Annotated in this window: 9 protein-coding genes; 6 read left to right on the top strand and 3 right to left on the bottom strand. The window is 60.4% G+C overall.

The genetic code is table 11. The annotated features are described in order from the left end of the window. Nucleotides 1-65 precede the first annotated feature (65 nt). Complete coding sequence (araD, locus tag LOC68_RS09315; RefSeq protein ID WP_230218004.1) at nucleotides 66-1,796, top strand: L-arabinonate dehydratase; 1,731 nt, start codon at nucleotides 66-68, stop codon at nucleotides 1,794-1,796. A gap of 30 nt (nucleotides 1,797-1,826) precedes the next feature. Continuing rightward, entirely contained in the window at nucleotides 1,827-2,729 is a 903-nt protein-coding gene (locus LOC68_RS09310) for a dihydrodipicolinate synthase family protein (protein ID WP_230218002.1), read from the top strand. Between the two features lie 195 nt (nucleotides 2,730-2,924). On the opposite strand, the gene LOC68_RS09305 is transcribed toward LOC68_RS09310, so the two are convergent. Then, complete coding sequence (locus LOC68_RS09305) at nucleotides 2,925-3,968, bottom strand: carbon-nitrogen hydrolase family protein (RefSeq protein WP_230218000.1); 1,044 nt, start codon at nucleotides 3,966-3,968, stop codon at nucleotides 2,925-2,927. A gap of 173 nt (nucleotides 3,969-4,141) precedes the next feature. Between LOC68_RS09305 and LOC68_RS09300 the strand changes: the two genes are divergently transcribed. Next, on the top strand, nucleotides 4,142-5,692 hold the full coding sequence (locus LOC68_RS09300; RefSeq protein ID WP_255671099.1) for an amidase: 1,551 nt from the start codon (nucleotides 4,142-4,144) through the stop codon (nucleotides 5,690-5,692). A 221-nt stretch (nucleotides 5,693-5,913) separates the two neighbouring features. Here LOC68_RS09300 and LOC68_RS09295 read toward each other — a convergent pair whose 3' ends face one another. Next, nucleotides 5,914-6,486, bottom strand: a complete 573-nt coding sequence (locus LOC68_RS09295; protein ID WP_230217997.1) for a hypothetical protein — start codon at nucleotides 6,484-6,486, stop codon at nucleotides 5,914-5,916. A 430-nt stretch (nucleotides 6,487-6,916) separates the two neighbouring features. Between LOC68_RS09295 and LOC68_RS09290 the strand changes: the two genes are divergently transcribed. The 3 genes from LOC68_RS09290 (at nucleotide 6,917) to LOC68_RS09280 (ending at nucleotide 10,785) form a co-directional block, all read left to right on the top strand. Continuing rightward, the gene (locus LOC68_RS09290; RefSeq protein WP_230217995.1) at nucleotides 6,917-7,390 is read left to right on the top strand and encodes a DinB family protein; all 474 of its coding nucleotides are present in this window, start codon (nucleotides 6,917-6,919) and stop codon (nucleotides 7,388-7,390) included. A gap of 721 nt (nucleotides 7,391-8,111) precedes the next feature. Next, nucleotides 8,112-9,419 carry an AAA family ATPase gene (locus LOC68_RS09285; RefSeq protein ID WP_315858829.1) on the top strand — a complete coding sequence of 436 codons (1,308 nt, stop codon included), beginning with the start codon at nucleotides 8,112-8,114 and terminating at the stop codon, nucleotides 9,417-9,419. Nucleotides 9,420-9,930: 511 nt separating this feature from the next. Then, a complete protein-coding gene (locus LOC68_RS09280; RefSeq protein ID WP_230217991.1) occupies nucleotides 9,931-10,785 on the top strand; it encodes a transglutaminase family protein in 855 nt (284 codons plus the stop codon). A 21-nt stretch (nucleotides 10,786-10,806) separates the two neighbouring features. Here the strand turns inward: LOC68_RS09280 and LOC68_RS09275 are convergent, their stop codons facing one another. Beyond that, nucleotides 10,807-12,618 (bottom strand): SLC13 family permease, encoded by a 1,812-nt coding sequence (locus LOC68_RS09275; protein ID WP_230217989.1) that lies wholly within the window; start codon nucleotides 12,616-12,618, stop codon nucleotides 10,807-10,809. Between the last annotated feature and the right edge of the window lie 57 nt (nucleotides 12,619-12,675).

The raw sequence follows: 12,675 nt of genomic DNA, 5'->3' as shown, positions 1-12,675 counted from the left end.
GGAAGAGGCTAAGATAAGTAGGTTCCCGCGACCGGCTCCTTCCTTCCCAGACCATAGATTCCGCCATGCCTGCTGAACCATCCGAAAACGCCCCGTTGCACAGCAGTCGCTGGTTCGCCCCCGATAGTCTGCGCGGCTTTGGGCATCGCTCGCGTCTCAAGGGGATGGGGTACGACGACGAAGACTTCCGCGGCAAGCCGGTCGTCGCGATTCTGAATACGTGGAGCGATCTCAACACGTGTCACTCGCATTTCCCCGAGCGGGTCAAAGAGGTCAAACGCGGCATCTGGCAGATGGGGGGCTTCCCGGTTGAGATTCCGGTGATGTCGCTCGGCGAGATGATGATGAAGCCGACGACGATGCTCTATCGCAATCTGCTGGCGATGGAGACCGAAGAAGTCCTCCGTTGCCATCCGATTGACGCCGCCGTCTTGATGGGAGGCTGCGACAAAACGGTACCGGCCCTGATCATGGGCGCCATTTCGGCCAACCGCCCGGCGATCTTCCTCCCCGCCGGCCCGATGCTCAAAGCCCGCTGGAAAGACCAGACGCTCGGCAGCGGCAGCGACGCTTGGAAGTATTGGGACGAACGTCGCGCTGGCAACTTGTGCGATGAAGCGTGGGGACAAATCGAGAACTGCATCGCCCGGTCGGCCGGGACCTGCATGACGATGGGAACCGCGTCGACGATGTCGGCGATCGCCGAATCGATGGGCTTTACGCTGCCGGGCGCTTCGTCGGTACCGGCCGTCATCGCCGAACACTCCCGTCTGGCCGTTGCGACCGGACGACGCGCGGTCGAGATGGCCCTGCAGGATCTCCGCCCTTCTTCCTTCCTGACGCCGACCTCGTTTGATAACTCGATCGTCACCAGCATGGCGATCGGCGGTTCGACCAATGCAATCGTCCACATCATCGCGATGGCGCGGCGCGCCGGCTACGAGTTGACGCTGGATCGCTTCGACGAACTATCGCGCACCACGCCGGTCTTGGCCAACATTCGCCCCGCCGGCAAGTTCCTGATGGAAGACTTCTTTGACTGCGGCGGGCTGCCGGCGCTATTGAAGGAACTCGGCTCGCACATTGATGGTTCGTGTCAAACGGTCAACGGCCATACCCTTGCGGAAAACATCGCCGGCGCCGAAGTAATCGACCACGACATCATTCGCTCGCTCGACAATCCCCTCTCCGAGAGCGGCGGCACGTTCGTCCTGCGGGGCAATCTCGCTCCCTCGGGATGCGTCATCAAGCCGACGGCCGCCTCGCCGCGACTCTTGAATCACACCGGACCTGCGGTTGTGTTCGACGACTACGCCGAACTCAAGGCGAAGCTCAACGATCCCGCATCCGGCATTACGGCCGACTCGGTTTTGATCTTGCGCAATGCTGGCCCGCAAGGAGGCCCCGGCTTTCCAGAATGGGGCATGCTGCCGATTCCCGATCACCTGCTGAAGCAAGGGGTTCGCGATCTGGTCCGAATCTCCGACGCCCGCATGAGCGGCACCAGCTACGGCACCTGCGTGCTGCATGTCGCGCCGGAAGCGGCGGTCGGCGGACCGCTCAGCCTGGTCCGTAATGGCGACATGATCCGGCTCAACATCGAAGAGCGCAGTCTGAATCTGCTGGTCGAGGAAGACGAACTCGCCAAGCGCCGCGAGCAATGGACGCCGCCTGCTCCTCGTTACAAACGAGGCTACGGAGCGATGTTCCTGAAGCATGTTACCCAAGCCGACGTCGGCTGCGATTTTGATTTCCTGCATCACGGCGCCGAGACGCCGGATCCCGATATTTACTGAGCTTGCTACCCTCAAGGACCTGACTTGGCCATGGATACCAAACCGCTAACCACTGAAACGATTTCCCGCAGCGTCTGGGCCGTTCCCTCGCTCGCTCGCAACGCCGAAGGGATTTTGGATCGGCAGGAAAACGCGAAGATCATCCGACATATCGAGCAAGGGGGAATCTCCACGCTGCTCTATGGCGGCAATGCGATTTTCTATCATCTCACGCTCGCCGAATATCGCACCGCCCTCGAGCTGATCAGCACGACCGCCGCCGACGATACCCTCGTCATCCCGGCGATCGGCCCCGCCTACGGCACGATGCTCGACCAGGCCGAGATCCTGCTCGACTTCAACTTTCCGACCGTCATGCTGCTGCCGCAGCGCGACGTCGTCAGTTCGGCCGGCATCGCCGCCGCGATTCGCAAAATGGCGGAAAAGCTCGGCAAGCCGATCGTCCTCTATCTGAAGTACGACGGCACCGTGACCGTCGACGACGCCACGGCGCTCGTAAATGACGGCGTGATCTCGGCGATCAAATATGCCGTCGTTCGCAAAGACTACACGCAAGACGACTATCTGCGCGGGCTGACCGACCAGATCGACAAAGGCCTGATTCTAAGCGGGCTCGGCGATCAACCGGCGATCGTCCACATGCGCGACTTTGGCCTCGGCGGATTCACGACCGGTTGCGGTTGCATCTTCCCCCAGATGTCGGCGGCCCTCCTGAAGGCGATTCAGGCTCAGAACTGGGACGAAGCGGAAGCGATTCGCGAACGATTCCTGCCGCTGGAACGCCTCCGCGACAACCTCGGTCCGATCAGCATTCTCCACCGCGCGACCGAACTGTCCGGCATCGCCAAAACCGGCCCAATCATCCCGCTCCTCTCGGAACCGGGCGAATCGGTCCAAGAAGAAATCGCGGCGGCGCTGCAGCAAATGAGCTAGTCGCGAAGTAGGGTGAAACCTGGGTGCCATGGCCACGGCCTTGCGTGGCCATGATTGTGCGCGGAATTTTCGAAGGTGCCACGGCAGAACGAGAACGGATTGATCTAGCGTGTAGAAATAGATCTACCGCCAACGGGTTGATGACCGCATTCATGGCCACGCAAGGCCGTGGCCATGGCACCCGAGCCAGGACAATTACTTCTCATACCCCTTCACCGCATCAACATCAGCAATCGCCCCCGAGTGAGGCGGTTCATCCGGCAGCAGTTCAGGCGTCGCCGCATCGGCGTAAATTACCGGGCGGCGCGGGCGTCGGTTGAGCAGCAATTGCGTGACGTCCCCGCGGGCATAATGCCCGGCCGGATCGTTCGCCATTTTCGCCCCCGCGATCTTCGCCATGTCGCAATCGGCAATAAGAATCCCTTCCTCATTGTCTCCCATCGGTCCGGCGATCGTCTGTCCCATCGGGTCAATAATCTCCGACGCGCCCCCTCCGACCCGCAGCAGCCGGGCCTTCTCTTCATCATCGGCGAGCAGATCAAACGTCGCCTGATCGCAAAGTCCGCCGACATGGATGACGAACGTCTGCGTTTCCAGCGCATAGCTGCGCGAAACGGCGAGATTCGCTTCCGCGCTAAAAGAGTGCAACGTCCCCGTATAGAGACAGAACGAGGGCCACGCCGAAACGTGGATCTGCTCATTAAAATAGTTCATCGCATAGCGGGTCAGCGGCTGGAGATGCTCCCAGCAGTTCAGCGAACCGAGGACGCCGATCTTCGTCTCCATCGTAAACAGATCGCTTCCATCCCCCTCGCCCCAGATCGTCCGCTCCGCATGCGTCGGCTTCAGTTTTCGGCGGTGTCCGATCATTACGCCCGCTGGCGAAATCGTAATCTGCCCCAGGTAAAGACTGCCGCCGGCAAGTTCGGTTAATCCCATCACGACGTAAATGTGATTGTCCCGCGCCGCATCGCACAACTTCGTGAGGGTCGGGCTCGGCAGCCTGACCGCGTTGGCGTACAGCTGTTGCGTAAACGGCGCGCTGTAGATCGGCGAACCCATATAGATCCACCACGGATAACCCGGCAGCCAGGCTTCGCTGAATGCGACCAGTTGGGCGCCTTGGCGAGCGGCCTCGGCGATCAAGGAGACCGCTTTTTCGGTCGATCGTTCGCGATCTAAGAATACCGGCGACGCCTGGGCCGCCGCGATCCGCACCGTGGGAAACTGATCGCCCATCGTTATAGCCTCGTTGCAGCAAGACCTGTTGTTTCGGCCGACCGTTCGCCGTCCCGACTAGCGGTGCGTGCGAACGTCATTGACCTATCCGACGGAGTTTGCCAAGACGTTTTGATCATAGTCGCTTGGCATTCTATTGAGAATCTCCCCGCCTCTCCTTTTGCATCGTCCGGTTGGTTAGAATTCGGCCAAGTGGAATTCGTGCGTCCGAGAAGGAAGTTGTCGTGGACCTGTCTGAATTCAGTATCGCCGACCTGCAGAATCGATTCGCCGCCGGCGAGTGGTCAGCCGTCACTCTCTGCGAAGCGTTTCTGCAGCGGATCGCAGCCATCGATCACGCCGGTCCCACGCTCCGCTCGGTGGTTGAAATCAATCCCGATGCACTCGCAATCGCCGCCGAGCTGGACCAGGAACGAGAGCAGCAAGGACCGCGAGGTCCCCTGCACGGCGTGCCGATGTTGGTGAAGGATTCGCTCGATACGGCCGACAAAATGATGACGACCGGCGGCTCGCTGGCGCTGGTCGGCAACGTCGCCGCGGAAGACGCGTTCGTCGTCAAACAGCTCCGCGCAGCCGGCGTCGTCCTGCTCGGCAAAACCAACATGAGCGAATGGGGCTACATGCGGTCGACGCGCGCCTGCAGCGGCTGGAGCAGTCGCGGCGGCCAGACGCACAATCCGTACGTTCTCGATCGCAGCCCGCTCGGATCGAGCAGCGGCTCGGCCGTCGCTGTCGCCGCCAACCTTTGCATCGGCTCCATCGGCGCCGAGGTCGATGGCTCGATCGTCCGTCCCGCCTCGGCCAATGGAATTGTCGGGCTGAAACCGACCGTCGGCCTGGTCAGTCGCCGCGGCGTGATCGGCGTCGCCGAGCCGCAAGATACGGCAGGTCCCATGGCCCGCAGCGTGACCGATCTCGCCGCGATTCTCAACGTCATCGCCGGCACCGATCCCGCCGATACGGCGACCGCAGATGCAGATAAACTTCGCCCCGACAACTATCTATCCGCGCTTCGGCCTGACGCCCTGCAAGGCGCCCGGCTAGGAGTCGCCCGGGACTGCTTTTCCGCGCACGAAGGGACGAATGCCGTCATCGAAAGCGCCATCCAAATTTTGAAAAACCTTGGCGCCGAAATCATCGATCCGATTCAAGCGACGACGTTACCCTTCTTCGGCCCGCTGGAATTGGAGCTGTTTCAGTACGGCGTCAAAGCCAATATCAACGCCTACCTGGCCGCCCATCCCGGCGCAGCGGTGCGCAATCTCGCAGAACTGATCGCGTTTAACCGAACTCACGCCGCCGAGATGATGCCCTACTTTCAGCAAGAGTTCTTCGAGTTGGCCCTTCAGCAGGGAGACTGGGACGATCCGCGCTGCGTCGAAGTCCGTAACGAACTCCGCCGCTTGTCGCGCACCGAAGGCATCGACCAGGCCCTCGCCGAACATCAGCTCGACGCGATCCTCGCCCCCACCGAAGGCTCTCCCCCATTCGCAATCGACCCGATCGTCGGCGACCATATTCTGCCTTACGGATGCTCGACCGCTCCAGCCGTCGCCGGCTATCCCCATATCACCGTCCCAGCCGGCTTTGTGCACGGTTTACCAGTTGGACTCTCCTTTTTTGGCGCAGCTTTCCACGAACCGCGGCTGCTCGGCTACGCCTTCGCATTCGAACAGGCAACTCGCGTCCGGCGACCGCCGCAGTTCCGCCCAACTGTTTCTTGAGGTGACAAGCAACGTTTCGCCAGGACACTGGGGTGCCATGGCCACGGCCTTGCGTGGCCATGATTGTGCGTACAATTTTTGAAAACGCGACGGCGAAACGCAATCGAATGGATCAATCACCTAGAAATAGATCAAGCGGCAATGGATTGATGACCCCATTCATGGCCACGCAAGGCCGTGGCCATGGCACCCGTGCCGAGAAACGCGTTACCGAACACGAGTTATTGCCCGGAATTCGAGTTTTCAGATCCTGGATCCTCAATGACGTAGTAGTGCTGAATCGACCCGTCTTCCAGGGTTACCGTTCCTGGCGCTGATTCGCGCGGCCAGGTTTCCAGCAATTCGACGATCTCTTCGTAATGATCGACGACGTCTTGCAGCGTGTTGAGTTCGAAAGGAACGAGGGCGTTGTACGGGTTGTCAGGCCCGAGCCCGATGTGGCTGCCGAAATAATTGGCCTCGAGCGGCTCGCCCGTCGCTTTGGCATGGGCGCCCATGTGACGACGTCCGGAAACCCGGAACGTCCACTTGCCAATTCGCCTCACCGGGAACCGCCCCGAGTTTTCGTATTCTCCCAAGCTGCCAATTTCGACAACCGAATCGGGTCGGCCCTCGATGGCGAAGGAAACGCCGTCTACCTCTTCCATAACGTCAACACGTGAGCGCAGCTCGACATTCGAAATGCCGCGGACGTCAGCCAAGGCAGACCAGGCTTGCAGCCTCTCGGCAAAATAGTGGTTGCGACCGGCCACGATGATCGCACAAAGAATAGCGCCGGCGACGGTGGCCAGCATCAGACTCCGAATCCCGAATCTCACCTGTTTTCCCTCGGTCGTGGGCGTAGCATGAAACGACATTGTCCACACTGCGCGGCGGGGCGGCCTTGGCAGAACTTCTCCACTTCGGCGCCACAGTCGTCGGCGATAGTGTTCTTTTGTTGGACGATTAGAACGGATCTGCACTTCGTCCAACACACCAATTCTTTTGACTTCCCGCGGCCCCTGCAATAGCTTGCCAGGCATGAACGGCGGGCGGCCGATTGAAACTGGTCTAGGCTGCGATTCCGTTCATCGAGAATCGTCGAACCGCATCTACCAAGACCGTCTCGAATTCCGCCCGAAGTAAGAAGCGTTAACGGCGCCACTCCGCCGACCGGCAAAAACTTCTTATAAATAAGCTTGCCCCGCCGCACCTTTCTGTAGACTTCAGGAAAATACAATCGAAATGAACTCCGCCGAAATTATCGAATCGTATCTGTCCGGAGCCGCTCAACTGCGAGCGGCCGTGCTCGGCATGACCCGCGAGCAACTGATCGCTCGTCCCGTTCCCGGGAAGTGGAGCACGCTGGAAGTGGTCGCCCACATCGCCGACTTCGAGCCGATTATGGCCGACCGAATCAAGCGGGTGATCTCGCATGACAATCCAACGCTGCTGGGCGCCGACGAGAATCTGTTCGCGGCGCACCTCTTCTACCACGAACGAAATATCGACGAAGAATTGGCGGTCGTCGACGCCATCCGCACTTCCACCGCGCGGACGCTCCGGCAGTTGTCGGCCGATTCGCTGAATCGTGTGGGGACGCACAGCGAGTCCGGGATACTGACTCTGGAACAGCTGATCGTACGAGCGACGAACCACATCACGCATCACGTGACGTTCATCCAAGAGAAGCGAGCGGCGGCGGGGTGGCACTGGTAGACCATCTCCTCTTGGGCGCGACTGTCGTCTGCGACAGTGTTCTTCTGCTGGACGATTCTAATAGACCAGCAAATCCTCGAACACGACAATTCTTCTGACTTCCCGCGGTCCCTGCAATACGTTGCCAAGAGCCCACGCGGCATACGTTCGTGCAACTCTTTTCTAATCTGCGAAAATCTGCGCTCATCTGCGGTTCCAAAACTCTTGAACCGCAGATGAGCGCAGATTTACGCAGATGTCGGATGCAAAAGGTTGATGCATTGGTTTCTCACCAAGGGAATCGAGCGTTGTTTTTGGGGTGGTTTCTTCCTGCCGATAACAACGCTCTACCTCCTCGCAAAAATGTTTGACGCGCTGTTCGATATTTAGTATAAATTTGTACATGCCTGCCGGTTTCGGATGCGTTCCCGAAATCGGCGATACCTTTCTCCATTTGCCGGCGCTTGCGGGATGCGTTCGGTTTTCTTTTGGCGGTGCGTTGGGTCTGGGGGATTGGGCCGAGCGCTGCGGTTGGGCTCTGCTGTTTTTGGTAACGCCGTTTGCGGTGGCGCTCGTTGTCTGCGCTCACCGGAAACTGAGCGAGGAGGTGGCGATGTCTCTGGTGGTGAGTGAGTTGCTTCCGAGTGGTCCGGGTAGTCTTGGTAGGCTGGGTCGCGACCCAGCTCTTCCTCTTGGCGACGTCGAATTTGCTGGGTCTCGACCCAGCCTACCGAAGATTGAAGTGGCGGCTTGTCGGCAGGTCGACGAGCCGCTCGAGAGTTTGTCGATGTCCGAGTTGCTGTCGCGGCGGGCTTCGCCGGGGTGGCTGCTCTCGGGGATGTTGCGGCAGCGGGAAGCGGCGGTGATTTTGGGGCCGAGTCGTTGTTTGAAGACGTCGCTGGCGGTGGATCTGTGTGCAGCCTTGGCGAGCGGCGGAGAATTTCTGGGGGAGTTTGCTGCGGAGCAAGCGTTTCGCGTCGGGTTTGTCGGCGGCGAAGCGGCTCAAGTGGCGGTGACGAGTTTGGCGGAGCGGCGCGGTGATCTGGCGGCGCTCGAGCAAATCGTCTGGGCGTTTAATTTGGTGGAGCCTGGCGGCGCGGTGAATGGGCATCGCCTGAGCGATTGGATTGCGCGGAACCAACTGGAGGTGGTGCTGATCGACGCGGCCGATCTGACGCCGATGACGCGCCGCGCGGAAGCGGCGCAGCTGCGGGCGATCGCCGATTGTTGTCTGGCGGTCGGCGCCACGCCGATCATTTGTTGCCGCACGCGAAAGGAACTAAAACCGCGGGCGATGGATGCCGCCGATCTGGCCGACGCGCCGTGCGGCGCTATCGCACGGCAATGGCTGTTGGTGAATCGCCGCGACGCGTTTGAGCCAGGAAGCGGGCGTCATCGGTTGTGGCTCAACTTCGGCGCGAGCAGCGGGCGAAGCGGCCAGTGGGGCGTAGATATAAAGGAAGACGCGGAAGTCGATTCGGCCGCCGCCCAGTGGGAAGCGACGATCCGCGATGTCGCGTCGGTCGAATTGGAAGCGGCCGAGGTGGAGGCGCAAACGTTGGCCGATCGGTTGTGGTGGCGGCTCCGGTGCGTGATCCAGCAGATCGATCCGGCCAATGCGACCAAGCTGAAGATCCGCGAGCTGTCCGGCATGAGCGGCGGCAAGTTTGGGGTGACCTGGGACCGGATGGTCGCTGACGGCGAAATCGTGCTGGCGAATGGGGGAACGAGTAAAGAGCCTCACTACCGCCTGATCGATCTGGCGGAAAAAATTGCGCGCGGTCCAGTCCACTCTCCGGCTGTGGAGGAAATGGAAGACGCCGCCGAGTCGTCGCCCCCAGAAAAAAAATCGCAGTCCAGTCCACTGGTCGCAGAAAAAAGTTACGAGTCCAGTCCACCGGCGGAAAGTAGCGGCGGTTGGGTGAGCTATACAACCGCCGAATTGCTCGCCCTGAGTAACTCGGATCAGAAAAAAACTGCGCCGAGTCCAGTCCAGTCTGCCCGGAACGGGCCACGGCGACGGGGGAAGCGGAAGAAGAGGAAGAGGTAAGCGACTGGGTGCCATGGCCACGGCTTTGCGTGGCCATGAATGTGCCTGAGTTGAACGTTTGATTCTTACCTAGTTTAGGGATTCTTCGGCCAGATTAACTCCGAGTCTTCGTCGACGCGGGTTGGATAACGCATTCATTGCCACGAAGACGTGGCAACGGTACCCATGCGACGGTGATCAAACGGGAGGTGGAAAATGGGGTGGCACTGCTGGCTTGTCCAGCAGTGGACGTCTGGTCGACGCTTCGCACTGCTGGGCAAGCCAGCAGTGGCACCCGCTTGGTGATTTTGGGACGCATTCATGGCCACGTAAGACCGTGGCCATGGCACCCGGCCGACTGGGCGCAGATGGCGCGCGTTCGACGGCGTCCTCACATTGCCAAGCGTTTCGCCGAAGAAGAGAATACAAGCGCCGCAGCGGAACGGCCTCTTCTGGGGTCGCGATGGCGACGCCCGGGTCCGCTGGGGAGAAATCGACGAACGGGAGAAGGACACTGAACGCCCCCACCAACATGCAGCGCAAGCGGATCATCCATTCGACCACCTATCTCTACAGCGAGCCGGTCGAGTTCGGCCCGCATCGCGCGCTGCTCCGTCCGCGCGAAGGTCACGATTTGCGAATCATCGACACGCGGCTGACGGTGGAACCGGAGGCGACGATCCGCTGGCTGCGCGACGTCGAAGGGAATTCGGTCGCGATCCTCACTTTTCCTCACAAGGCGGATCGCTTGAAGATCTTGGCCGAGATCGACGTCGACGTTTCGGACGACAACCCGATCGAATGCCTGATTGATCCGCAGTCGCGGCTCTTCCCGTTTCAATACCCTCCCGAAGAGCAAGTCGAACTGGTCCCCTACCGCTTGCCCAGCTATCCCTACGACGGGCGAGCTCTGCATGATTGGCTGCGTGAGCTTTATCAACCGGGGCAGATCGTCGACACGTTCCAGCTCCTCTGCCAACTCAACACGCATATCTTCCATTCGCTGCAGTACGCCGCCCGCGACACGCCAGGCGTCCAGCTTCCGCATCAAACGTTGTCGCTGCGGAGCGGATCTTGCCGCGACTATGCGGTGCTGATGATGGAAGCGGTCCGGCATTGGGGATTTGCGGCCCGCTTTGTGACCGGCTACATCCAGATGGAAGCGGGTCAGCATGGCGCGACGCACGCATGGACCGAAGTCTATCTGCCAGGCGCCGGCTGGCGCGGGTTTGATCCGACGAACAACAAGCTGGCCGGGGCCGAGCACATTTCGGTCGCCGTCGCCCGCGAGCAGGAAAAAGCGGCGCCCCTTTCGGGCAGTTGGTCCGGACCTGGCCATGCTTACCAGGGGATTGAAGTTTCGGTCCAGGTCGTCGCCGTCGACTAGTCCCAGTCGCGCATCCGCGCCTTAGAACGGCAGCAGGATCGGAACCAGGATCACGCTGACGATCATCACCAGAATCGTGAGCGGCACGCCGATCTTGACGAAGTCGCCGAACGAGTAATTGCCCGGCGTCACCACCAGCGTGTTCACCGGCGACGAGACCGGCGTCATAAACGCAGCCGATGCGGCTAGCGCCACGATCATTACGAAGGGATAAGGAGACGCATCGAATTCCTTGGCCAGCGCAATCGCCACCGGCGCCATCAGCACGGCGGTTGCGGTATTGGAGATGAACATCCCCAGGACTGCGGTGATGACGAAAATCGCGGCCAGCACCACGCGCCACTCCATTCCACCGATCACCATCATCAGCCCGTCCGCCAACAGATCGACGCCGCCAGTCTTCTGCAGGGCAATCGAAAATGGCAACATGCCGACGATCAGCACCAGCGTCTTCCAGTCGATCGAACGGTAAGCGCTGGTCAGATTAACGATCCCCAAAGCTCCCATCAACAAGCCGCCGATCAGCGCGGCGATCACATTAGGAACGACGCCGCTGACCATCAGGCCGACAACGATCACCAGGCAAATCACCGCTTGCAACCCTTTGCCAGGGGCCGGCAAGACTTCCTCGATCTCGACCGGCACTTTATAGAGGACCAGGTCTTCGCTGTGAGTCTGAAGCATTTGGATCGCACGCCAGGTTCCGATCACCAGCAGCGTATCGCCGACGCGTAGATCTTCCTCTTCCAGTTTCCCCGGCCAGGCGGTCGTGCCCCGCCTCAGCCCGACCACTCGCAAGTCATACTCGTCATAGAAGTGAGACTCGACCAATGACTTCCCGATCAGCGCAGAAGAGGCCGGCAACAAGACCTCCGCCATCCCGATATCCTGGGCGCGGCTGGTAAAGTAGCCGCCGCTGAGGGGCAGCGCTTCCAATGCGTACTGCTCACGAAGCGCTTTGACCGTCGCTTCCTCCGCCCGCAAGTCGATCAGCAGAACGTCTCCTGCTTCGAGGGCCGTCTTGTTCGTCGGCTGGATCAGGAGATTGCCGCGCTCGATCGCGATGATTTTGGCGCCCGATTGGTTTTCATTCCGGACTTCTTCGAGCGTCTTGCCCGCCAAAGAAGAGCCAGCCGTGACGAGGACGCGATGCTCGCGCCCGGCTAGTTGATACTCGTCAATCCACTGGGCCAGGCTCGTACCGCCGGGGGCTTGGGCCATTTTTTCGCTCGCGCCCAGCCAATTTCGCGCAAACAGCATGTAGCCCACAGCGACAAACAGGATCGGAATCCCAAAAGGAGTGAACGAAAAGAAATGAAATCCATCAAAGCCATTCCGCTCGAGCTCGCTGGTGACGACCAGGTTCGGCGCCGTGGCGATCAGCGTCATCATGCCGCTGACCAAGGCGGCCGAACTGAGCGGCATCATCAATCGGCCGGTCGAGGCTCCGGTTCCTTGCGAGATTCGCAGCACGACCGGAATGAAGATCGCCGTGATCGCCGTTGAACTCATGAAGGCGCCGAGCGAACCGACCGTGAGCATCAGCATCGTGATCAGGCGAATTTCGTTGCTGCCGGCCTTCCCCGCTAACCAGTCCCCCAAGGTGCGCGCGACGCCGGTCCGAACCAGACCATCGCCGATCACAAAGAGGGCGGCGATCAACACGATATTGGGATCGCTGAAACCGGCTAAAGACTCATTGACCGTGATAACGCCGGTCAGCGGCAGCGCGACCAGCATGATCAACGCCACAGCGTCCATTCGCGGCTTGTTGATGGCGAACATCGCGATCGCCGTCGCCAACAGCGCAAGGACCATCCCCAATTCAATCATTCGCCCGACCGCTCATCCAAGGAAGCACGCTCAATCAAGACTGCGTCGGCAATCTAA

The organism is Blastopirellula sediminis, assembly GCF_020966755.1.
Lineage (GTDB): Bacteria > Planctomycetota > Planctomycetia > Pirellulales > Pirellulaceae > Blastopirellula > Blastopirellula sediminis.
The sequence above is the reverse complement of the archived record's forward strand: the minus strand, read 5'-3'. Positions and strand labels throughout refer to the sequence as shown.